This window comes from Nonomuraea rubra (genome assembly GCF_014207985.1).
Taxonomy (GTDB): Bacteria; Actinomycetota; Actinomycetes; order Streptosporangiales; family Streptosporangiaceae; genus Nonomuraea; species Nonomuraea rubra.
Genome location: NZ_JACHMI010000001.1, coordinates 8,885,095 through 8,907,899, shown reverse-complemented (window position 1 = coordinate 8,907,899; position 22,805 = coordinate 8,885,095). Strand labels below are relative to the sequence as shown.

Below are 22,805 nucleotides of genomic sequence, written 5' to 3'. Positions count from 1 at the left end.
AGTACGAGAAGCCGGGTGCCGGTCCGGTGGAAACCTCCCAGAACTGGTGATCGATCGTCCTGGAACCTGGCTCACACCCCATTACCGGGGCCGGTGACGTTTCCTTCAGATCGCGTGGCACGTGGGATCAATCACGGCCTGGCTCACCGGGCGCAGGCTTACCTGGGAAGGCGCGGTCGGCCTGATGAGCTCATGACCGCTGATTCCGCTCATGCACGGGACCGATCGAGCAATTGACACACGAAGGGACACGCGGATGTCTGCTCAGCTCGATGTGGCCGTGCTCGGCTGCGGCTTCATGGGGTCTGCTCTGGCCAGGACGTTAGCGGCCAGGGGAGCGAACGTCACGGTGTGGAACAGGACTCCGGAGCGCGCACAGGCTCTGACGGCCTCGGGGTGCTCCGCCGTCGCGACCGTACAGGAGGCCGTGGGGCGCGCGCGGATCGTGGTGATCTGCCTCAGCACCTACGAGGTCGTCCAGGCCGTTCTCGGCGACGCCGGGACGCTGGCCGGCCGCGTCGTCGTCAACATGACCACGGGCAGTCCTGATCAGGCGCGGCCGATGCGGGATCGGGTCGCCGAGCAAGGCGGCGGCTACCTCGACGCTGTGATCGTCGGTTATCCGGAACAAGTCGGACGAGACGATTTCCTGCTCCTGGTCTCCGGCAGCGAACCGGAATGGGAGACCGCCCGGCAGCCACTGGCGCTTCTCGGCGGCATTTCTCGCCACGTCTCCGAGTCCCCGGAGGGCGCGAACGTCCTGGAGGCCGCCACGGTCGGCGCCTTCCACATGACCATCCTCGCCGCGTTCGCTGAGGCCGCCCGGTACGCCAAGGCGCAAGGGATCTCGCCGAAGGAGTTCATGCCACTGGCGGTGCGGGTGGCCAGCGTGCTGGAGTTCCAGCAGGAGGAGATAGCCCAGCGGCTCGCCGACGAGGACTTCAGCACCGACCAGGCGACCCTCGCCACCTATGAGAAGGCGGCCCGGACGTTCCAGCACGCGCTGTCCTCCTCCGGCACGCGGGCCCCGCTGTTCGACGCGGCCGTGGCCGAGTTCGGGCGCGGTGTCGCGCAGGGCCGGGGCGAGGACGCGGTCTGGACGCTCGCCGCGAACCGGGACGACGCCTGAGGACGGCCGTCCTGGCTGGTTGCCCAATCCGGCAACGCCTGAACTGCCGCAGCGAGCTGGTCTTCGTCATGGCCTCGCACTGTCGCGGGGCGGCTGCATGATCTCCGCCGTGGTGCCGTCGCTGATACTGGCCGCCGGGGTCGAATTGATGGCCGTGCAGGAGGCCCTCGGCCACGCCAGCGTCTGCCCTCGAGGTAGCACCCGCTGTCGCGGAATCGGGGGCTCACCGGGGCAGGGCCCATCGACCTGCTCGACAATGAGTGGTCCCCGGAGCAGATCGCGGGAGACCTGCGGCTGATGCACGCCGGCAACCCGCTCATGCGGATCAGCCACGAAAGCATCTACCGCGCGATCTGCACGACCCGCTGGAAGCTGATCCCGCGTGAGCTGTGCACCAAGCTGCGCACCCACCGTCCCATCCGCAAGAACAAGAGGAACACGGTCAAGGGCCAGTGGCGTTCCCAGATCACCGGGGCACGGCCGATCGAGGAACGGCCTGACACAGCCAACGCCCGGACCGAGCTCGGCCACCTCGAAGGCGATCTCATCGTCGGAGCCAGGAACAGCCAGATCGCGACGCTGGTCGACCGCAAGTCACGCTACCTGACCATGGTCGCGCTTCCCAGCCGTCACACCACGACGGTCATCCCCGCCCTGCAGCAGGCATTCTCACGGATGGATGCCCGCCTGCGCAGCACTCTGACCTGGGACCGCGGTATGGAACTCGCCGGCCACCGGCTGCTGACCGAAGCGACCGGCGTCGACGTCTATTTCGCGGCACCGCGCAGCCCATGGCAGCGGGGTACGAACGAGAACACGAACAAACTGATCCGGCAATGCCTGCCGATAGGCATCGATCTGAGCTTGTACAGCCAAGCCGACCTTGACGCACTGGCCGCCCGACTGAACAACCGCCCCCGCAAGTGCCTCGGCTACCGAACCCCGGCCCAATGTGTTGCCTTGAATCTTTGAATCTAAGCTAACCACTGCTGCGACCTCACGCACCGCCGGCCGGATCCATCCCATCACGCCGGCCCCGAACCGGTCGTGACCGTCACCGGCTACGCGTCGCGTCCCGCCGTGAGACCGCTCACCTCCACGTCATGAGCCGTCGATGCCATCCCGGCGAGGGTGAGATCGGCTGCGTGATGGCAGGCCGCCTGCCGCCACTCGCCGAATGCCCGCAGCTCGGGCACGACGGTGCGGCACAGTTCGTCGCGTACGTGCGTGCACCGGGTGTGGAACCGGCAGCCGGGCGGCGGCGCGGCCGGGTCGGGCAGGTCGTCGGCGATCTCGTACGCGTGCCGCTCCCGCCGCAGGCCTGGGTCGGGCACCGGCACGGCGTGCAAGAGCGCCTCGGTGTACGGATGGAGCGGCTGCCGGTAGAGGTTGGCCGTGTCGGCGTCCTCCGCGACCTTGCCGAGGTACATGACCGTGACGCGATCGCTGATGTGCTCGACCACGGAAAGGTCGTGCGAGATGAACAGGTAGGTGAGCCCGAGCTCGTCCTGCAGGTCGGTGAGCAGGTTCAGTATCTGGGCGCGGACGGACACGTCCAGCGCGGAGACTGGCTCGTCGGCGATCACCAGCCGGGGCTCGGTGATCAGGGCCCGCGCGATGTTGATGCGCTGCCGCTGCCCGCCGGAGAACGCGTGCGGATAGCGCTGCATGTACTCGGGCCGCAGTCCGACGCGGACGAGCATGTCCGCGACCCGGTCCTTCAGTTCGCTGCCGCCGGCGATGCCATGGGTCTTGAGCGGCTCGCCGACGATCTGCTGGAGCGTCATGCGGGGGTTCAGTGATGAGAACGGATCCTGAAATATCACCCGGATCTGCCGCCGGAACTCCTTCAGCCTGGCACCCGTGACCGTGACGAGATCGACCTCGTCTCCCTCGGCGGTGCGATAGAGGATCCGCCCCGAGGTCGGGTCGATCAGCCGGGCGACGCATCGGCCGAGCGTGGTCTTCCCGCATCCCGACTCCCCCACCAGGCCGAGCGTCCGCCCCGCCGGGATCGCCAGGTCCACCCCGTCCACGGCGCGGACGGCTCCCGACGGCCTGCGGAACAGGCCGCCGCCGCTCGGGTAGTGCTTGGTCAGTCCCTCGATTCTGAGCAGCGGCTCCGCCTCGCTCGCGGAGGCGCGCTCGGCGACCCTGGCCACGACCGGGGCGGAGCGCTCCGCAGGGACCTCGTCGAGGTGGCAGTAGGCCAGGTGCCCGTCGCCGCCGTACGTCCTGAGCGGGGGCGGCGCGGTGTCGCACAGGCCTTCGATCGCGTGGTCGCAGCGGGTGTGGAACGGGCAGCCGTCCGGCACCCGGCGCAGCGCCGGCACCATGCCGCGAATCGCGGTCAGCCGCTGCCTGGCCCCGCTCCCGCGCAGCTTCGGGATCGAGCGCAGCAGCGCCCGCGTGTACGGGTGGCGCGGGTCGGAGAAGATCTCGTCTACCGTGCCGTGCTCGACGACCTTGCCGAGATACATCACGGCGACCTCGTCGGCGATCTCCGCGACCACGCCGAGGTCGTGCGTAATGAACAAGATCGCCATGTCGTTCTGCGCGCGCAGGTCCATCATCAGGTCGAGGATGCGCGCCTGGGTGGTGACGTCGAGCGCGGTGGTGGGCTCGTCGGCGATCAACAGCGCCGGGTCGCAGCACAGCGCGATCGCGATCATCACACGCTGGCACATGCCGCCGGAGAGCTGGAACGGGTAGCTGTCGAAGCGCTGCTCGGCGTTGGGGATGCCGACCTTGCGCAGCAGCGCTATGCTCTCCTGCCTGGCCTCCTGCTTGGTGAGGTCGCGATGCAGGCGCAGCGCCTGAGAGAGCTGGGCGCCCACGGTGTACATGGGCGACAGCGAGGCCATCGGCTCCTGGAAGATCATGCCGATCTCGCCGCCGCGCACCCGCCGGATCTCCTCTCCCGCCGGGTGCAGCCGGGCCAGGTCGACCTTGCCGTTCCAGCGAATCGAGCCATCCACGATCTTGCCCGGCTTGTCCACGAGCTGGAGGATCGAGCGGGCGGTGACGGACTTGCCGCAGCCCGACTCGCCGACCAGGCAGACGGTCGTGCCGGCCGGCACCGAGAGGTCCATCCCGTCCACGGCCTTCAGCACGCCTTCCGAGGTGAAGAAGTGGGTGCGCAGCCCCTCGATCCTGAGCAGCGGTTCTTCCACGAGTTCCTCCGTGCGTCCGACAGGGTCAGTGTTTGTAGGGGTCGGCCGCGTCACGAAGACCGTCACCGAAGAAGTTCATGGCCAGGACGGTCACCACCACCGCGACGCCGGGGACCAGCATCCATGGCGCGGTGGACACCGCCCGGATGTTCTGCGCCTCCTGCAGCAGCACACCCCAGCTGATCATCGGCGTCTGCAGGCCGATCCCGATGAACGACAGTGCGGTCTCGGCCAGGATCACCGTCGGGATTGACAGTGACAGGTTGGCGATGATGTGGCTGGTGAAGGACGGCAGCATGTGCCGGAACATGATCCGGAAGCGGCCGGCACCGTCGGCGGTCGCGGCCATGACGTATTCCTCGCCCCGTACCGCGAAGAACTTGCCCCGCACCTCCCTGGCCATGCCGGTCCATCCGACCAGCGAGATCACGACGGTGAGCGCGAAGTAGCGTTCGAGCTGGCTCCACGAGGCCGGCACGGCCGCGAACAGCGCCATCCAGAGCGGGATCGTGGGGATCGACATGATGATCTCGATGATCCGCTGGATCACCGTGTCCGTCCGCCCGCCGACGTAGCCCGACACCCCGCCCAGGACGATGCCCAGCAGCAGCGAGAGCAGCACGCCGACCAGGCCGATCGACATGGAGACCGTGGTGCCTCTGATGATCCTGGACAGCAGGTCCCGGCCGACCGAGTCGGTGCCCAGCAGATACATGGGCGGGCCGTTCGGATCCTCGGGCCCGAAGAGGTGCCGGTCCCAGGGGATGAAGCCGAGCAGTTCGTACGGCTCACCCTTGACGAAGAACCCGACCGGCACCTTCTTGCTCTCGTCGGTGGTGAACGACAGGGCCAGCGTCTCCGGGTCCTGCTCGAAGGTGTACGGGTTGACGTACAGGCCGGTGTCGAAGTCGAAATGGAGCGACTGGGGCGGGGCGTAGGTGTAATCGGCGTTGGCCTTCTGGCCGGAGCCCGGGGCGAGGAACGGCGCGAAGACCGCCACCAGGTAGATCGCGATGGTGACGAACCCGCAGATCAGCGCGACCCGGTGGCGCTTGAAGCCCCACCAGACAAGCTTCCACTGCGACGCGACGGCGAGGGTCTCATCCTTGACTGACGAGTCGTTCATGGCGCGTCCCTCCTAATACCTCAGCCGGACGCGCGGATCCAGCCACCCGAGCGCGATGTCGGAGATCAGCGTGCCCACCACCACCAGCACCGCGCTGATCAGCAGGATCGCCCCGGCGAGATACATGTCCTGGGCCAGCAGCGCGCGCAGCATCAGAGGTCCCGTGGTCGGCAGGTTCAGCACCTTGGACGTGATCGCGTCGGCGGCGATCAGTCCGGGCAGGATCCAGCCGATGGTGGAGAAGAACGGGTTCATCGCCACCCGCACCGGATACATGATCGCCATCTTCCGCTCAGGCATGCCGCGCGCCCTGGCCGCGACCACGTACGGTTTGCGCAGCTCGTCCAGCAGGTTGGCACGCAGCACGCGGATGTTGCCCGCGGTGCCGGCCGTGCCCCAGATGACGATCGGGATCCACAGATGCGCCACGAGGTCGCCGAACTTGGCCAGGCTCCAGGGGGCGTCGCGGTATTCAGGCGACAGGATCCCTCCGGGGCTCAGGTCGAAGAACTGCAACCCGATCCACATCAGCACGAGCGCGATGAGGAAGTTGGGCACGGCCAGCCCGAGGTATCCGAGGAAGGTGAAGCTGTAGTCGCCCACGGAGTACTGCCGGATCGCGGAGTAGACGCCGATGGGGAACGACACCGCCCAGATGAAGAGCAGCGTCGCCACCGACAGCCCGATCGTCAGCGGCAGCCGCTCGCCGAGCAGCGCCACCACCGGCCGGCCATAGTCGAAGGACTCGCCGAAGTCGCCGTGGAACAGGATGTTGCTGATCCACTGCCAGTACTGCACGATCACCGGTTTGTCCAGACCGTAACGCTCGGTCAGCCGGGCCAGCTCGCCCGTCGGCAAGGCATCGCCCTGAGAGGCTCGCTGCGCGGTCAGCGTGGTCAGATAGTCACCCGGCGGAAGCTGAATCACCACAAACGTAATGACCGTGATCGCGGTCACCGTCGGGATGAGGATGAGCAGTCGCCTGCCGATGTAACGGAGCATGAGCCGGGTTCCTCAGGCTTCGAAGTACCAGGTCGGCACGTTGGCCGGGCCGGGTGCGAGGTGCAGGAACGCGTCCGGGTAGCTCTCCGGCACGTTCTTCAGCTTCTTGCTCGCGATCGCGTACCCGTCGGTGGGCAGGACGATACCGATGACGTAGAACTGCTCCTTGGCGATGGCCAGGATCTGCCGGAACAGCTCCTTGCGCTTGGCCTGGTCCGGCTCTCTGCCCATCTGCCAGTAGAGCTCCATCTGCTTGAGCGTCTCGGCGGGCGGCTTCTGAGCGTCATCGCCCTCGCCCCGGGTCTGGAAGTAGTTGCCCCAGGGGGTGGCGTAGTTGGACTCATCCCCGTTGGGGAACCACCAGCGGGCCTCCTCGATCTCGACGCGGTAGCCGCCGTCACCGGCCCAGATGTTGGCGTCGTGCTGGTTGTTCGCGACCGCCTTGCGGTCGTAGAAAAGGGTCCGCTCGATCGGATTGACCTTCATCTCGACGCCGACGGCTTCCCAGTTCTGGCGCACCAGCTCGGCTGCGTTGGCCCATTCGGGGAACAGCGTGGTCAGGTCGAGAGAAAAGCGCAGCCGCTCGCCGCTCGGCAGCAGGCGGAAGCCCTTGTCATCCTTCTTCGTCAGCCCCGCCTTGTCGAGGTGCTGGTTGGCCAGGTTCACGTCGAATTCCGTGTACTGCTTGGCCATCTGCTCGTCGAAGAACTCCGAGTTGCGGTGCGGGGCGGCCTGCCACGGCTCGCCCTGCCGCTGGTAGGCCGTGTTGATGATGTTCTGCCGGTCGATGGCGTGGGACAGGCCAATGCGGAAGTCCTTGTTCCTGAAGACGTCACGCAGGTCCTTGTCCTTGTGGCACAGGTTGAGCGAGATGATCATCCGGTTCATCGAGGTGGGCTCGACCTTGGTGAACCGGTAGCCGCCCTTCTGCCGCCCCTCGGCCAGCACCGGCTTGTTGGCGTCGGAGTTGATGTGCCGCGCGTGGAAGTCGAACTTGCCGTCCACCGCCTGGAGCACCATCACCTCGGCTTCCTGGATGATGGCGAACTCCATCTTGTCGATGTACGGCAGCTGCGCGCCGCCGGAGTCGACCTTCCAGTAGTACGGGTTGCGCTCGGCCACCACCCGGTCGCCGGTATTCAGCGGGTCGGTGATGATCCACGCGTGCAGGGTCGGCCGCTCAGGGTTGTTCCACCACTTGATCCGGTCCTCCCAGTAAGGAAGGAACTCACCGAACCCCCTCTCCTTCATGTCCTTCTTGTAGTCCTTGTTGTATTTCGGGTGAAAGTCCTTGAGGTAGTGCCTGGGGAAGAACCCGAAGTTGACCGACCACCAGATGGCGCCACGACAGTTGTCGAGGAAGTCGCCCTTGGGCTCGGCGAAGGTGATCTTCACGGTGAGGTCGTCCACCTTCTCGGCCTTGGCCGGCTTGCCGTTCGCGAGCAGCAGGGGCGGCGGCCCGGTCGCGGTGACCTCGTCGTTGAGGTAGACGTCCTCGATGGCGAACATCACGTCGTCCGCCGTGAACGGCTGGCCGTCCGACCAGCGCATGCCCTTGCGCATGTGGATGGTGTACTCGGTGCCGTCGGCGTTCGCGGCGATCTCCTTGAACGCGCCCGGCATGCTGGTCTTCATCGTGGGATCGACGCGCAGCATCGGCTCGTAGCCGATCAGGCGCTCCAGCCACGGGTCGTCGCCCTCGCCGAGGCAGCCGCCGCGGTAGGTACCGCCGTAGGTGCCCAGACCCTCGGGCCCGTCCACGACCAGGCGGTCGGCCACTTCCGGCAGGCGTCCGGCGAGTGGCGGTAGCTTCCCCGCCTTGACCTGCTCCGCGAGCATCGGCGATTCCAGCGGCCGGTTGGCCGGCGGCGCCGCGCTCTTCGACGCCTGGGCGGCGCCTGGTGATCCTTCACTGGTACACGCCGTGAGCGTCGCGGTGACGAGGAGGGCACCACTGCCGAGCCTGATCAGGTCGCGACGGCTGAAGCGCTGTGGGTCGATTCGATCTGCCATTCGAGACTCCAAGGGCAGCCGGAGGGGGGAGGTCGTCGTAGTAACCGGTTAACTCGACAAGTTGCGCTGAACGTTAAGAGCGGGTTACACCCGCGTCAACCCCGTCTGCCGGATGCGGATCCCCGCGCCGACGCGCTGAACAGCACGTCCAGCATGGAACGCGACAGAGTTGTTAGCTTTTTGTTATGTTGAGATTTGTTGGGCATTGACGGTAGTTGCGGGATATGTCTATCTTCGGCGTAATGTTTGGTAACCGATTACTAGGAGGTGCCGTGCGTAATGACCGTCCCCGCGAGCACTGGGTGAAGGTGGCGGACGGGCTGCTGGAGGCCGTGACGCCGTACGCCACGCCCGGCTCCGCGCAGTACCGCCTGCCGGGCCGGGCCGGCAGGGCGGGGCCCGCGTCCGACGGGCTCGAAGGGTTCGCGCGCACCTTCCTGCTCGCCGCCTTCCGCCTCGCGGGTGACCCGGCAGGCGCACCCGCCGCGCTGCTCGAGCGCTACGCCGACGGACTGGCGCACGGCACCGACCCCGGCCACGAGTACGCCTGGCAGCCCATCGCCGACGGGCACCAGACGATCGTGGAGGCCGCCTCGATCGCGATCGCGCTGCACGAAACCCGGCCTCTGCTGTTCGACCGGCTCGATCCCGGCGTCCAGGAGCGGGTGATGTCCTGGCTCGGCGGGATCGTGGGCAAACGTGCCTGGCCGTGCAACTGGGTGCTGTTCAAAGTGATCGTCGAGCAGTTCCTCGCCGGGGTCGGCGGGCCGTACGACAAGGACGAGATCGACGGGCACCTCGCGGACGTGGAGCGCTGGTACGTCGGTGACGGCTGGTACACCGACGGCGCCGGGCAGAACTACGACTACTACTGCGGCTGGGCGATCCACCTCTACACGCTGTGGTGGACCAGGATGTCAGGCGCCGACGCCACGGTCTACCGGAAACGGCTGCGCGCCTTCCTCGACGGCTACCGGCACTTCTTCGCCCCCGACGGCGCCCCCATGCACCAGGGGCGCTCGCTCACGTACCGGATGGCGAGCGTGGCCCCGCTCTGGCTGGGCACGATCTTCGACGCCTCCCCGATCGCGCCGGGGACCACGCGCCTGATGGCGGGCCGCACGCTGGACCACTTCGCCGCCCACGGCGTGCCCGACGAGCGAGGCCTGCTCAGTCTGGGGTGGCACCGGCCCTACCTGCCGGTCACCCAGGGATATTCCGGGCCGGCCTCGCCATACTGGGCCGCCAAGGGGTTCGCGGGCCTGCTGCTGGGCCCCGACCACCCGGTGTGGACGGCGCCGCCCGCCGAGCCCGACGAGGGCGACCTCACCGTGACCCTGCCCGCCCCCGGCTGGCTGCTGCACCGGACGGATGGCGTCACCCGCCTGGTCAACCACGGCAGCGACGGCAACGACCCGGACAGCGCCAGGGACGACCCCCACTACACCAAGCTCGGCTACTCCACCCACACCGCGCCCGAGACCGGCCCCGGCGGCCGGGCCGACAACGCCGACAACCACCTCACCGTGATCCTGCCCGACGGGCGGGCCATCCGGCGCCGCCGCATCGAGCGCATCGGGATCGCCCGCGACTTCGCCGCCTCCCGTTACGCCGACGGCGAGGTCGTCGTGGAGACCGCCTCCGTGCTCGACGGCCCGTGGGAAGTGCGCGTGCACCGCGTCACTGCTCCGGAGGACAGCATGGTCCGCGACGGCGCGCACGCCCTCGCCTCGGACCGGCCGTGCGACGTCACCCTGTCCGGGCACACCGCCTTGGTGAAGACCGCCCCGGCTCGGGCTTCCACGGAGACCGATGTGGCCCCGATTCCGGCGCTGGCTCCGGCTCCGGCGGAGATCGGGCTTGTGAGCGAGATCGTCGGGCTGCACGGCTGGCGCACCGTCCAGGCCGTGCTCCGCCAGGACGAGAACGCGATCGGCGCGCACTCCGCCACCCCGTGCCTCGTGGGCACCCACCCGGGCGGCCACGGAGTCTTCGTCTCGGCGGTGCGGCTGAGCCGCGGCTCCTTGATCCCGCCCCCCAACGTTCGCGTGAACGGTGATCACGTCTCGTGGGACGATACCGCCGGACTGCACGTCGAGGTCGCCCTGGGCCGCGAACCCGTCTACAGCCGACACGGATCCGTGGAGGAACGCGTTGTCTGGACCGGCTAAACGCGTCACCATCCGCGACGTCGCCAAGCACGCCGGGGTCTCGGTGGCGACCGTCTCACGCACGCTGGCCGGCGACTACCCGGTGCAGCCGGCCACCCGGCACAAGGTGCTCCAAGCCGTGGGCGAGCTGGATTATGTGCGCAACGCCCACGCCAGAGCCCTGTCCGTGGCCGCACCCGGCGCCGTGGCCATCGTCATCAACTCGGTCGCCACGGCTTACTACTCCTACATCGCCCAGGGCGTGGAGGAGCAGGCCACGGCCGAGGGACGGCTGTGCCTGATCTGCACCACCGGAGGCGACCCCCAACGCGAGCTCGCCGTCGTCCAGATGATGCGCGAGCAGCGGGCCGAGGCCGTGATCCTCGTGGGCAGCGTGATTCAGGACGACGACTACAAACGGCGCATGACCCGCTACGCCCACAGCCTGGCCGATTCGGGCTCGTGCCTGGCGCTGTGCGGCCGCCCGCCGCTCGGCGACGGGGTGCCGGCGTTCACGGTGGGCTTCGACAACACCGGTGGAGCGCACGCGATCACCACTCACCTGCTGTCCGCCGGGCATCGCCGCATCCTCTACCTGGGGCTCCGCCTCGGCCAGAGCACGTCGGACAGCCGGGTGGCGGGCTATCGCACGGCCCTGGCCGACTTCGGGGCGGTCTACGACCCCGAGCTCGAAGTGGGCTGCGGTTACGACCGGTCGAGCGGTTACGCGGCGATGAAGCATCGGCTCGCCGCCGGAGCCGGTGACTTCACGCGGGACTTCACCGCAGTCTTCGCCGCCACCGACGTGATCGCCGCCGGCGCTTTCCAGGCGATCCGCGAGCACGGGCTTCGCATTCCCGACGACATCTCCATCGTCGGCTATGACGACACGCCGCCAGCCGAGGACATCGGGCTGACCACCGTTCACCTGCCGCACGCCGAGCTGGGCCGGGCCGCGGTGCGTCTCGCCCTGTCCGGCAAGAACCCTCTGGTCGAGGCTCCGATCACGCTCGGTACCCACATCGTGGTCAGGAATTCAGTCAAACGAGTGGGGAACGTGCGTTGAGAGCCGCCTTCGCCATGCGCGGTGCGTTGTTCGGCGAGATCTTCCCCGATGACCTGCGCGTACGGCTCGCCGAGCTGGTCGACGTTCCCGGCACCGTCCTCAGCGGCCTTCGCGGAACGCTCGGCGACGTGGAGGTGCTCATCACCGGGTGGGGCTGTCCCCGGGTGGACGCGGCTGTGCTGGACGGTGCCCCCCGGCTGCGGGCGATCGTGCACGCGGCGGGCAGCGTCAAGGGGCATCTCACCCCAGAGGTGTTCGAGAGGGGGATCGTCGTGTCGTCAGCCGCCGATGCCAACGCGGCCCCCGTGGCCGACTACACGATGTCCATGCTGGTTCTGGCTGCCAAGTCGGTGCCGCGGCGGATCCACGCCTACGCCACCGGCGGCTGGCCTGCTGGCCCGTATCCCGGAGTGCCGAACGCCGGTGAAGCGGCCGGGCTCGGCGGCGCCACCGTCGGTGTCATCGGCGCCTCGCGCATCGGCCGCCTGGTCATCGAGCGGCTCACGTCATACCGCGTGACGCCGCTGCTCACCGACCCGTATGTGAACGCTCACCAGGCCCGCGAGCTCGGCTGCGAGCTGGTCGAGCTCGACAACCTGTGCCGCCGCGCGAACCTGGTGACCATTCACGCTCCCGCCCTCCCAGAGACGTACCAGATCCTGGACAAACGCCGACTCGGCCTGCTGCCGGACGGCGCCACACTGATCAACACCGCCCGCGGCACGCTCGTGGACACCGACGCGCTCACCCGTGAGTGCGCTTCCGGGAGGCTCAACGCGATCCTCGACGTCACCGACCCCGAGCCCCTGCCTGCCGGGCATCCGCTGCTGGCGGCGCCTGGCGTCTGGGTGACGCCACACATCAGCGGCGCCCGCGGTAGGGAGTTGCGCGCCCTAGGGGAATACGCGGTCGGCGAGATCGAGCGGTTCATCACCGGGCAGCCGCTGCGCGGGCAGGTGCGCTCCGCCGATCTGCTCAGGATCGCGTGAGCGTCAAGCTCGGCATCCTGTTGACTTGCTCCGACGGGAAGACGGCGGTGCGCACGCCCCAACCGCCGTTCGGAATGAGTGAATCCGCGATGCTGCCGCCGTGGACAGCTCGCCGGCTGGGCCGTACCGCGGAGCCGCGTCACGTCGAGACGGGCGTCGGACGGCCGTGCGCGACCAATGCTGGTTGCCGAGGGGAACGCGATGTGCAGCCAGACGTACTGCGAATCGTTCACCGGCCCGCCCCACGCACCGGCCCAGCGGTCACCCATGTACAGGTAGCTCGTGGTCGCCGAGCCCTGGACGGGCAGCACGAAAGCGGGCTGGGAGTTGTACGTCGTGCCGTCGCCGACGTTGGTCCAGCCCGTCCACGGGCCGGAGATGCTCGACGCGGTCGCGTACTTCGCCTGGTTCGGGTTCCACCCCGTCGCCCCGGACGTCAGCAGGAAGTAGATGTCGCCTCGCTTGAACATCGCCGGGGCCTCGCGGTGGGCGTCGTTCCAGAAGTTGCCCACCAGCGTGCTGACGTTCAGATAGTCCGCCGTCAGCCGGTAGATGTGCAGGTCGTGGGTCTCGTCCGCCGCCGAGATCATGTAGGCGGTGCCGTTGTCGTTGTAGAGCGTGATGTCGCGCGACATGTGGCCCAGCGGGCGGAAGCTGCCGTGATAGGTGTAGGGACCCGTCCACGGTCGCCGAGGAGGCCACGGCGGCGCGCGCCTCGCTGTAGTTCGAGCCGTTCTCCTTGTGCATCCACATGACGTAGCGGCCGGTCGCGCTGTTGTAGATGACCTTCGGCCGCTCGATGTTGGCGACGTTGAGCTCGGCGTGCGACGACTGGGTGAGGACGTTGTTGCGGAACTCCCAGGTCAGCAGGTCCGTGGATCGATAGACCGAGACGGCGCGGAAGGTGTTGTCGGGATTGCGGTGCTCGCCGAACCAGTAATAGTAGCCGCCCACCTTCAACACGCCACCGCCGTGCGCGTGTAGGACGTTCCCGGCGGTGTCGCGGAACTGCGTGCCGTTGGTGACGGTCACCGGAGCGGCGAGCACGCCGAGCAGTAAGAGAGCGAGGGCCGAAAGTTTCATGAGGAGGAAGGACACGGATGGCACCCCTTCTGGGCCGATCTCGCCACGATCCATACCAGACGTCGCGAGAATGGTTGAGCCGATGTGAAGAACGCGGAGGCGAACTCGGCGAAGTACGGCTCGCGCAGGTCAGGCATGCCGAGTGGGTTGCGTCCGCGGAAGTGGTGTACGAGTTTGACCTGGTCAGCAGGTGTGGCGTCGTGAAATGAGAACGGTCATCGCGTGATCCTTCGTAGCAACGATTCCAAGAAGGAGAACGGCGATGACCGCGGACAACAGTGTGTCGCCTGAGCGGTGGCTGGCGCAGCAGATCGAGACCGGTGACCCGGATCTGTTGCGATCCATGGTGAAGACCATGGCCGAGACGTTGATGTCGGCCGAGGCCGACAGCCTGTGCGGGGCCGCCTACGGGCAGCGCAGCGACGAGCGGACCAACTCCCGTAACGGCTACCGGGCGCGCGAGTGGGACACCCGGGCGGGCACGATCGAGCTGGCGATTCCGAAGCTGCGCTCGGGCTCGTACTACCCGGACTGGCTGCTGGAGCGACGGCGGCGGGCCGAGCAGGCGCTGATCAGCGTGGTGGCCACCAGCTACCTGCTCGGCGTCTCCACCCGGCGGGTGGACAAGCTGGTCGAGCAGCTCGGCATCAAGCACATCTCCAAGAGCCAGGTCTCGCAGATGGCCAAGGTGCTGGATGAGCAGGTCGAAGCCTTCCGCACACGCGCCCTGGACGCCGGCCCGTACACCTTCGTCTGGATCGACGCCTTGACCCAGAAGGTGCGTGAGGGCGGCCGCACGATCAACGTGCACGCGCTGGTGGCCACCGGCGTCAACGCCAACGGCCAGCGCGAGGTGCTCGGCCTGGAGGTCACCTCGGCCGAGGACGGCGCCGGTTGGCTGGCGTTCCTGCGCGGCCTGGTCGCCCGCGGCCTGTCCGGGGTGCAGCTGGTCATCTCCGACGCGCACCGCGGCCTGGTCGAGGCGATCGGCGCCGCCCTGCCGGGCGCGTGCTGGCAGCGCTGCCGCACCCACTGGAGCCGTCAAGAAATAAGGCGTTGCTTTTCGATCTTGAACTCGTTGGCCTGGTATGGGCATACCGGACGAAGTCCGCGATCAGCTTTCCTTGCGGTTCAGGGTGCTGTTTCCGCATTTGAACGAGCGGCAGCGGCGTCTGGTGATGGGCCAGGAGGCTCGGCTGCTCGGACATGGTGGGGTGCGGGCGGTGGCGGCAGTGGCCAGAGTGTCCGAAACGACGGTCCGTGCCGGCGTGTTCGAGCTGGAGGCCGGTGAGGATCCGCTGCCGGATGGCCGTGTCCGTCGTCGTGGTGGCGGTCGCAAGACGGCTGAAGCTCAGGACCCGGATCTGGTGCTGGCACTGCTGGCGCTGGTGGAGCCGGATGAGCGCGGGGATCCGGCCTCGCCGCTGCGCTGGACTACCAGGTCGCTGCGTGATCTGGCCCAGGAACTGACCCGGCAGGGCCGTCCGGTCTCGGCTCCGACGGTGGGCCGGCTGTTGAAGGACCAAGGCTTCAGTTTGCAGGCCAATGCCAAGACGCTGGAAGGCAAGCAGCATCCGGACCGGGACGCGCAATTTCGTTACATCAACGAGCAGGTCAAGGCTCATCAGGCGGACGGTGAGCCGGTGATCAGCGTGGACACGAAGAAGAAGGAGTATCTGGGCGATCTGCCGAACCCCGGCCGACAATGGAGGCCCAAGGGCGACCCGGTCCGGGTTGAGGACCACAGCTTCTTCTTCACCGGTCCGCACGTGCCGCACGCGATCCCGTACGGAATCTACGACATGGCCCGCAACACGGGCTGGGTGAACGTCGGGATCGACCACGACACCTCGGCGTTCGCGGTGGAATCGATCCGGCGCTGGTGGCGCGGCCGCGGCAGCCTGGACTACCCGAACGCGAACCGGCTGCTCATCACGGCGGACTGCGGAGGCTCCAACAGCTATCGCTTCCGGTTATGGAAGGCCGAGCTGGCTGGCTTCGCCGCCGAGACCGGGCTGACGGTGACCGTCTGCCACTTCCCGCCGAGCACCAGCAAGTGGAACAAGATAGAGCACCGGCTGTTCTCGCACATCACCATGAACTGGCGCGGCAGGCCGCTGACCAGCCACGAGGTCGTGGTCAACAGCATCGCCGCGACCCGCACCCACACCGGGCTGACCGTCACGGCCGAACTGGACACCAACGCCTACCCGCTGGGCGTGTCGGTGTCGGCCGAGCGGATGAGCATGCTGCCCATCGTCCCGCATACCGAGCGCGGCGCCTGGAACTACACAATCAGCCCGGCAGACGGCCACCCGCCCCTGTCCCCATGCGATGACCAGGCGCGCATCCGGTCCGAAAGCCTGCATGCTCTGGCCGATCCCCGGCTGACTGGGATGAGCCGCCAGGAGCTGAACGAGCTGGCCGCATGCCTGGCTCCGGGTCAGGCGGCCCTGGCCGAGCAGCGCAACTTCGAAATCCGTGGTGGCCCACGCCGGCAGGCCAAGGCTAACCACGGACGCCCCCTGCTCACCGACGCCGACAAGACCCTGATCGCCATTGTCTATCTCCGCCAGATCTGCTCCCAGCGCGTCCTGTCGGAGATGCTCGAGATCAGCCAGCCGCCGATCGGTCAGGCGATCACCGAGACCGGCAAGCTCCTGGCCGCCCGCAAACTCACGATCAAGCCCACCGTGCTGCGCTTCACCAGCGCCGGTGCGCTGCGCGACTTCCTGGACAGCAACACCGTCCCGGCACGGCCGAACCGGCTGGCGCTGCTCGCCGATCCGGCACTGACCGGGATGAGCCGCCCGGAACTGGCCGCGCTGACCGAGCGCCTGTCGCTGCGGCAGGCCGCCGAGGCCGAGCAGCGCAAGCATCGCCAGCGCGGCGGTGACCGGCAGGCCAGCGCTCGTGGAGGCATCTTCCAGGAGAAGATCACCGACGCCGAGCGCGTCCTGGCGGTCATCCTTGGCATGCGCAAGGTCTGCACCTGGCAAGTCGTGGCCGAGCTGTTTCAGGTGAGCCGGCGAACCATCGGAAACGCGCAGATCTGGGTCCGCCCGCTGCTGGAGGAGACCGACTACACCGTCACCCGAGCCGCAACCCGCTACTCCAGCGCCGACGCGCTCCTGAACGCCCTCACACCACACGACGACAACCCAGCAGTCACAGAATCGACACCTTGATTTTTTACGGCTCCACTACCTGCGCAATCTGCTCACCACCGTGCCCAAGTCGGCCCAGCCGTGGGTGGCCACCCTGGTGCGCACCATCTTCGACCAGCCTGCCGCCGAGCAAGTTCGCGCCCAGCACGCCTGGGTCATCGACGCCCTGGAGGCGAAGTATCCGGCCGCATGTGAACATCTGGACGCCGCCCGCGAGGACCTGCTCGCCTTCGCTGCCTTCCCGCGTGAGACCTGGCGGCAGATCTGGTCGAACAATCCGCAGGAACGGTTGAACAAAGAGATCCGCCGCCGCACCGACGTGGTGGGCATCTTCCCCGACCGGCCCTCGATCATCCGGCTGGTCGGCGCGGTGCTGGCCGAACAGACCGACGAATGGACCGAAGCCCGCCGCTACATGGGCCTGGACATCCTCGCCAAAGCCCGCGTCCGGCTGATCACCGGCGACACACCGACCCCAAATCCACTTCCGCACACACTTACCGCTTAACCTGCAGAAACAGGATCACGCGAAGATCGATTCATACACCACGTCCGTGGACGTGGCCTGCCGAGTGCGACCAATCCGCTGGAACCGGTACGCAGTTGCCGTGCGCTCCAGTGCCGGCCTGTAACCCAGCTCGTCGATCACTGACCGAAGGCGACCTCGGAGCACCGGTTCCATGCCAGACGGCGCAGGCAGAGCCGTACGGTCTGCCTGCGCCGGGTTGTGGGGTTATGCAGCGGCGCCGACGTCGAGATAGCCGACGAACCGGATCCCCAGCGTTGCCGTACCGGCCGCCGAGGCGTTCACCGTGAACTGCGCGTAAGCACCGGCCGCGTTGTTGCCGTTGCAGAACCCGCTGCCGGAGAATCCGGACCAGTTCGTGTCGATCGTGCCCTGACACACCGCCGGGGCGGTCTCCGCCTCGTAACGTCCCGGAGGCGGTGGCGTGTCGGGAGAGGTTTTGACGAGTGAGAGCTGGTCGGCGACAACACCGCCCGAACCCGACGCCCGCACGTGCCGGGGGAGCGGTGGTCATCGACCGGCCCGATGTTCACCCTGGGCGGCGGAGCGCCGGTGCAGCCGGGCCATCTCACGCACCGCTTCCACAAGCTGGTGAGTGCGAGCGGGCTGCCGCCGGTGCGGTTGCACGACCTGCGCCATGGAGCTGCGACGTTGGCGCTGGCGTCGGGGACGGAGTTGAAGGTGGTGCAGGGCACGCTGGGGCATGCCGGCATCGTGTTGACCGTCGATACCTACGTCTCGGTGCTGCCGCAGCTGTATCACGACAGCGCCCGCGCGACGGCGCGGCTGGTGCTGAAGGCGGTCCGGGCGACCAACCGGAAGATCGGCAAGCGTCGGGAGGGGCGTGACTCACCGTGACTCACGATCAGATGATGCGACTACGGATTCGGGTAAAGCCGCAGGTCGGCGTGGTAGGGCGGGTGGGACTTGAACCCACGACCCACGGATTATGAGAATCCTCGGTTGATGTCGCTCAGTGTCACCGAGTGCTGTTTTGTATCGTCGTGACCGGGATTATCCCCGTGGTCGTGTCGGTCTGTGCCGACGCGTGCCGTGCTGTATCGCCTACCCGCGAGCAACCGCCGAGCAACCATGCGTTCTTGACCATTCGGCATGATGCGCCATTTGTCCCTGTCTCGCGTGCGGCGGGTCGGTGCTGCCGGGGGTTACACATGTGGCATGGATGCCCGAAAGCCGCGGAAATCCAACACGTACGAGCAACTTGCGAGCAGCCACACGTCAGCGCATTCGGCAGTCAGGGGAAGGACGAGGGGGCGGAGCCGATTCATACCGTTCGGGCTTGATCGTTGAACTGCGGGCTCGGCCGGTTGCGTACAGCCCCGCGGAACCTCATCCGGGGTCGGGCAGGCGGGGTGATCACATGCCGGGTGGTTGGGAGACTCTCGGGCTGGCGGGCGATCCTGCTCCGGGGGATCCGGTCCAGGTGCGGGCGCTGGCGACGCGGCTGTTGGAGCAGGCGAAGACGTAGGCCGGTAGCGCGTTGCGGCAGGGGCAGGCGGCGGAGGAGCAGTATCAGGGCGCGCTGCGCGAGGTACGGGCGCAACTGCCGGCTTCGGCCGCGTCGGGCAGTCTGGCCAAGGTGGAGACGTCGGTCAGCGCCGCCGATCCGGCTGTCCAGGCGGCGGTACGGCCCGCCGTGGCGCGGACGCAGAACGCCGAGGCCGACCGGGGCCGGGCGCGGCGGATCGCCGACGAAGCCGCTGGGCTGCGGGGGGACGCGGAGTCGCGGGCGGTCGAGGAGATCGAGCGGGCGCTGGAAGGCAGCGGGATCCAGAACAAGTCGTGGCTGGATAAGGCGTGGGACACGGTCAGCACGCCGTTCCGGTCCTGGGACGACTTCGTGAACCTGGCCCGCAACGTGGCGATGGTGGCCGGGATCGCGGTGCTGATCATCGGCACCGGCGGGCTGGCGGGGGCGATCCTGCTCGGGGCGGCGGTGATGGCCGGGGCGGTGGTGTTCGCCGACACGCTGCACAAGTACCGGCAGGGCAAGGCGAGCCTGGGGCAGGTCGTCCTGGACGGGATCGGGGTGATCCCAGGCGGCCGTCAGGTCGGGTTGCTGGCCCAGGGCGGCAAGGCGGTCGCGGTGCTGGGCGGGCTGGCGGCGGGGGTGCGGGCCGGACGCGGCACCGCGATGGGGCTGTTCCGGGCCGGGATCCCGGCGGGCGCGACGGCGGTGCGGGGGGGCGGGGCTGCGCGGGGCGATGGCCGCAGGCGGGGACGGGTCTCCACGGCGGTGGGTACGGCGTGGCAGAAGGCCAAGCAGTTCTTCAGCAAGGACCCGGTGCACTTTCCGACCGGCACCGTGCTGCTGCCGCAGACGGGACTGTAAAACTAACGGCTCTGGCCCGTAATCGGTGGTGGCACTGAGTGATCCCTGCCAGGCTGGGCCGTGCTGAAGATCGACGATCTTGTGGGTGTGGTATTTGCGGGGCTGTCTGCCCTGGTCATCGAGGCAGTAGAGGACGAGGACGACCTCATTCGGGTCATGGCCCGTACTCGCGACGAGCCGGTGCCGTGCCCGGTGTGCGGGGCGCTGAGCGGTCGGGTGCACGGCTACGTGAGCCGGACGGTCACGGATGTCCCGGTCGACGGGCGGCGGGTGGTGGTGTCGCTACAGGTACGGCGTCTGGTCTGCCCGGCGTGGGGATGCCCTCGGCAGACGTTCCGTGAGCAGGTGCCCGGGCTGCTCGAGCGCTACCAGCGTCGAACGAGCAGGCTCACCGGCCAGCTGGGCGCGGTGGTGAAGGAACTGGCCGGTCGGGCGGGTGCGCGGCTGTCGGCGGTCCTGGCCGTCACGATTTCGAGGTCCACAGCGCTGCGCCTGCTGGCGCGGCTGCCGCTGCCGGCGCTGCGGATCCCGCGCGTGCTGGGTGTCGATGACTTCGCGCTCAAGCGCCGGCACCGTTATGCCACCATCCTGATCGACGCCGAGACCGGCGAGCGGATCGATGTCCTGCCCGGCCGCGGTGCCGATGTGCTGGAGACGTGGCTGCGATCCCACCCTGGGGTCGAGATCGTCTGCCGCGACGGGTCGGGCGCGTACGGTGAGGCGGTTCGACGCGCTCTGCCGGATGCAGTGCAGGTCGGGGACAGGTGGCACCTGTGGGCGAATTTCTGCGACAAGACCCTTGCTGAGGTTCGCTCCCACAGCGCCTGCTGGGCCACGGTTAACCCGTCGCGGCCCGCCGGCGTCCATGAACAGACTACCCGTGAGCGTTGGCAGAAGATCCACGACCTGCTGGAGCGGGGCGTCGGCCTCTTGGAGTGCGCCCGTCGGTTGAACTTGTCCCTCAACACCGTCAAGCGCTACGCCCGCACCCACAAGCCCGAGGCTTTGCGCCGCGCTCCGCGCTATCGACCCACTCTCGTCGATCCTTACCGCGATCACCTGCGAGAACGGCGCGCCGCCGATCCGGCCGTTGCCGTCCAGCAGCTGTTTCGAGAGATCAAAGTGCTCGGCTACACCGGCAGCCTCAACCTGCTCTACCGCTACATCACCCAGGGCCGAGCCGAAGGAGAGCGGCCCGTCATCACGCCGCGCCGCTTGGCCCGTCTCCTGCTCACCCACCCCGACCGGCTGCGTGATAGCGACACCCAGCTGGTGCAGGAGCTCACAGCCGCCTGCCCCGAACTGGCCGAACTCGCCCGCCATGTCCGCAGCTTCGCCGAGCTCCTCACCCCGGCCGACGGCAACGACGCCAAGCTCACCGCCTGGATCGCCACCCTCCGAGCCGCTGATCTGCCGCACCTGCACGGCTTCGCCAACGGCATCGAACTCGATCGCGACGCCGTGAACGCCGCCCTCACCCTCCCGCACCACAACGGCCGAACCGAAGGCGTCAACACCCGCACGAAGAGGATCATGCGCCAGATGCACGGCCGCGCCGGGTTCGACCTTCTGCGCCACCGCATCCTGCTGCCGTGAAGATCACTCAACGCCACCACCGATTACGGGCCAGAGCCAAACTAACGGCGGATCTGATGATCAAGGAAGAGACGCTTGATGTCCGAGACCGCCGTGGAGTCGCTGTCCATGAACGAACTGCCTGCCGAGCCGGACCGCTCGATGACGGACGAGCAGCTGATCTCGATGCTCGTGACCCGGGCCCGTAGTGAGGGGCTGCAGCTGACCGGTGAGGGTGGCCTGCTGCAGCAGCTGACCAAGCGGGTGCTGGAGTCGGCCCTGGAAGGCGAGATCACCGATCACCTCGGCTATGACCGGCACGATCCGGCCGGGAAGAACAGCGGCAACAGCCGCAACGCAGCCGCACCAAGACCGTGGTGACCGACGTCGGCCCCGTGGAGGTGCGGGTGCCGCGCGGTGGCGGGCACCTTCGAGCCCCAGCTGGTGCGCAAGCGGCAGCGCCGGCTGTCCGGCGTAGACGAGATGGTCCTGTCCCTGTCGGCCAAGGGGCTGACCCATGGGGAGATCTCCGCCCACCTGGCCGAGGTCTACGGGGCGAGCGTGTCCAAGCAGACCATCTCCACCATCACCGACAAGGTCATGGACGGCATGGCCGAATGGCAGAACCGGCCGCTCGATCGCGCCGCGTGTACCCGGTCCTGTTCGTGGACGCGATCAACGTCAAGATCCGGGACGGTCACGTCGCCAACCGGCCCATCTACCTGGTCATGGCCGTCACCGTCGAGGGGCACCGCGACATCCTGGGTATCTGGGCCGGCGACGGCGGTGAGGGCGCCAAGCACTGGCTGGCGGTGCTGACCGAGCTGAAGAACCGCGGCGTGGACGACGTGCTCATGCTGGTCTGCGACGGGCTCAAGGGACTGCCGCAGGCGGTGGAGACGGTCTGGCCCCGCACGATCGTGCAGACCTCATCCGTGATTCATCTGCTGCGCAACTCCTTCCGCTACGCCGCCCGCCAGGACTGGGACAAGATCGCACGTGCGCTCAAGCCCGTCTACACCGCACCGACCGAGGACGCGGCGCTGGAGCGGTTCTATGAGTTCTGCGAGACCTGGGGGAAGAAGTACCCGGCGATCGTGCGCCTGTGGGAGACCAGCTGGGCCGAGTTCGTGCCCTTCCTGGCCTTCGACGTCGAGACCCGCAAGGTGATCTGCTCCACCAACGCCATCGAAAGCGTCAACGCCCGCATCCGCAAGGCCGTGCGAGCCCGCGGCCACTTCCCGAACGAGACCGCCGCCCTGAAGTGCGTGTTCATGGCCCTGATGAGCCTCGATCCCACCGGACAGGGCCGCAAAAGATGGACCATGCGCTGGAAGGCACCGTTGAACGCCTTCCAGATCGCCTTCGAAGGCCGCCTCACCCCTGCCAACCTCTGAACACTTCAACAACCAAGATCAGCCGTTAAGTTGACACTCCCGCGTATGGCTGGGCT

General features: G+C 67.9%; 15 protein-coding genes and 4 pseudogenes. 13 read left to right on the top strand and 6 right to left on the bottom strand.

The window, feature by feature from the left end; translation table 11 throughout:
• Window positions 1-256 precede the first annotated feature (256 nt).
• The gene (locus HD593_RS40535; protein WP_185107550.1) at window positions 257-1,129 is read left to right on the top strand and encodes an NAD(P)-dependent oxidoreductase; all 873 of its coding nucleotides are present in this window, start codon (window positions 257-259) and stop codon (window positions 1,127-1,129) included.
• A 204-nt stretch (window positions 1,130-1,333) separates the two neighbouring features.
• On the top strand, window positions 1,334-2,101 hold the full coding sequence (locus HD593_RS40530) for an IS30 family transposase (protein WP_221526407.1): 768 nt from the start codon (window positions 1,334-1,336) through the stop codon (window positions 2,099-2,101).
• Between the two features lie 89 nt (window positions 2,102-2,190).
• Here the strand turns inward: HD593_RS40530 and HD593_RS40525 are convergent, their stop codons facing one another.
• The 4 genes from HD593_RS40525 to HD593_RS40510 are packed head-to-tail and all read right to left on the bottom strand — an operon-like array spanning window position 2,191 to window position 8,443.
• A complete protein-coding gene (locus HD593_RS40525; protein WP_221525224.1) occupies window positions 2,191-4,302 on the bottom strand; it encodes a dipeptide ABC transporter ATP-binding protein in 2,112 nt (703 codons plus the stop codon).
• Window positions 4,303-4,327: 25 nt separating this feature from the next.
• Window positions 4,328-5,428, bottom strand: coding sequence for an ABC transporter permease (locus tag HD593_RS40520; protein WP_185107548.1), 1,101 nt, complete (start codon window positions 5,426-5,428; stop codon window positions 4,328-4,330).
• 12 nt (window positions 5,429-5,440) lie between these two features.
• Window positions 5,441-6,430, bottom strand: coding sequence for an ABC transporter permease (locus HD593_RS40515; RefSeq protein WP_185107546.1), 990 nt, complete (start codon window positions 6,428-6,430; stop codon window positions 5,441-5,443).
• A 12-nt stretch (window positions 6,431-6,442) separates the two neighbouring features.
• Window positions 6,443-8,443, bottom strand: a complete 2,001-nt coding sequence (locus HD593_RS40510; protein WP_185107544.1) for an ABC transporter substrate-binding protein — start codon at window positions 8,441-8,443, stop codon at window positions 6,443-6,445.
• A gap of 272 nt (window positions 8,444-8,715) precedes the next feature.
• Here HD593_RS40510 and HD593_RS40505 point away from each other — a divergent pair, with 272 nt between their 5' ends.
• From HD593_RS40505 to HD593_RS40495, 3 genes are read left to right on the top strand one after another with little or no spacing between them, the layout of a single operon-like run.
• Entirely contained in the window at window positions 8,716-10,614 is a 1,899-nt protein-coding gene (locus HD593_RS40505; protein WP_185107542.1) for a DUF2264 domain-containing protein, read from the top strand.
• Window positions 10,598-11,659, top strand: coding sequence for a LacI family DNA-binding transcriptional regulator (locus HD593_RS40500; RefSeq protein WP_185107540.1), 1,062 nt, complete (start codon window positions 10,598-10,600; stop codon window positions 11,657-11,659). The genes HD593_RS40505 and HD593_RS40500 overlap by 17 nt, the downstream gene beginning before the upstream one ends.
• Window positions 11,656-12,648, top strand: a complete 993-nt coding sequence (locus HD593_RS40495) for a hydroxyacid dehydrogenase (RefSeq protein WP_221525223.1) — start codon at window positions 11,656-11,658, stop codon at window positions 12,646-12,648. Before HD593_RS40500 ends, HD593_RS40495 begins: the two co-directional genes overlap by 4 nt.
• A gap of 416 nt (window positions 12,649-13,064) precedes the next feature.
• Here the strand turns inward: HD593_RS40495 and HD593_RS65320 are convergent.
• Window positions 13,065-13,283, bottom strand: a pseudogene (locus HD593_RS65320) (hypothetical protein); the annotation flags it as partial.
• A 710-nt stretch (window positions 13,284-13,993) separates the two neighbouring features.
• On the opposite strand from HD593_RS65320, the pseudogene HD593_RS40485 reads away from it, so the two are divergent.
• The 3 genes and pseudogenes from HD593_RS40485 to HD593_RS40475 all read left to right on the top strand — a co-directional run.
• Window positions 13,994-14,770: pseudogene (locus HD593_RS40485) on the top strand (IS256 family transposase); the annotation flags it as partial.
• A gap of 49 nt (window positions 14,771-14,819) precedes the next feature.
• Complete coding sequence (locus tag HD593_RS40480) at window positions 14,820-16,919, top strand: ISAzo13 family transposase (RefSeq protein ID WP_185101737.1); 2,100 nt, start codon at window positions 14,820-14,822, stop codon at window positions 16,917-16,919.
• A gap of 7 nt (window positions 16,920-16,926) precedes the next feature.
• Window positions 16,927-17,406: pseudogene (locus HD593_RS40475) on the top strand (transposase); the annotation flags it as partial.
• A 225-nt stretch (window positions 17,407-17,631) separates the two neighbouring features.
• Here the strand turns inward: HD593_RS40475 and HD593_RS60630 are convergent.
• Window positions 17,632-17,916: a carbohydrate-binding protein gene (locus HD593_RS60630; RefSeq protein WP_221525222.1), complete on the bottom strand. Its 285-nt coding sequence runs from the start codon at window positions 17,914-17,916 to the stop codon at window positions 17,632-17,634.
• 33 nt (window positions 17,917-17,949) lie between these two features.
• Here HD593_RS60630 and HD593_RS40465 point away from each other — a divergent pair, with 33 nt between their 5' ends.
• The 5 genes and pseudogenes from HD593_RS40465 (at window position 17,950) to HD593_RS40450 (ending at window position 22,749) form a co-directional block, all read left to right on the top strand.
• Window positions 17,950-18,282: a tyrosine-type recombinase/integrase gene (locus HD593_RS40465; RefSeq protein ID WP_185107538.1), complete on the top strand. Its 333-nt coding sequence runs from the start codon at window positions 17,950-17,952 to the stop codon at window positions 18,280-18,282.
• Between the two features lie 643 nt (window positions 18,283-18,925).
• Complete coding sequence (locus HD593_RS40460) at window positions 18,926-19,777, top strand: hypothetical protein (RefSeq protein WP_185107537.1); 852 nt, start codon at window positions 18,926-18,928, stop codon at window positions 19,775-19,777.
• Window positions 19,778-19,837: 60 nt separating this feature from the next.
• Window positions 19,838-21,373: an ISL3 family transposase gene (locus HD593_RS40455; RefSeq protein WP_312904063.1), complete on the top strand. Its 1,536-nt coding sequence runs from the start codon at window positions 19,838-19,840 to the stop codon at window positions 21,371-21,373.
• Between the two features lie 78 nt (window positions 21,374-21,451).
• Window positions 21,452-21,934: pseudogene (locus tag HD593_RS63795) on the top strand (transposase); the annotation flags it as partial.
• Window positions 21,935-21,969: 35 nt separating this feature from the next.
• Window positions 21,970-22,749 (top strand): IS256 family transposase, encoded by a 780-nt coding sequence (locus HD593_RS40450; protein ID WP_281402497.1) that lies wholly within the window; start codon window positions 21,970-21,972, stop codon window positions 22,747-22,749.
• The last annotated feature ends 56 nt before the right edge of the window (window positions 22,750-22,805 follow it).

Excerpts from the sequence above, each read along its gene's own strand:
- HD593_RS40515 (WP_185107546.1), bottom strand. The coding sequence starts at position 6,430 with ATGCTCCGTTACATCGGCAGGCGACTGCTCATCCTCATCCCGACGGTG.
- HD593_RS40480 (WP_185101737.1), top strand. The coding sequence starts at position 14,820 with ATGGGCATACCGGACGAAGTCCGCGATCAGCTTTCCTTGCGGTTCAGG.
- HD593_RS40520 (WP_185107548.1), bottom strand. The coding sequence starts at position 5,428 with ATGAACGACTCGTCAGTCAAGGATGAGACCCTCGCCGTCGCGTCGCAG.
- HD593_RS40450 (WP_281402497.1), top strand. The coding sequence starts at position 21,970 with ATGGCAGAACCGGCCGCTCGATCGCGCCGCGTGTACCCGGTCCTGTTC.
- HD593_RS40465 (WP_185107538.1), top strand. The coding sequence starts at position 17,950 with ATGTTCACCCTGGGCGGCGGAGCGCCGGTGCAGCCGGGCCATCTCACG.
- HD593_RS40535 (WP_185107550.1), top strand. The coding sequence starts at position 257 with ATGTCTGCTCAGCTCGATGTGGCCGTGCTCGGCTGCGGCTTCATGGGG.
- HD593_RS40510 (WP_185107544.1), bottom strand. The coding sequence starts at position 8,443 with ATGGCAGATCGAATCGACCCACAGCGCTTCAGCCGTCGCGACCTGATC.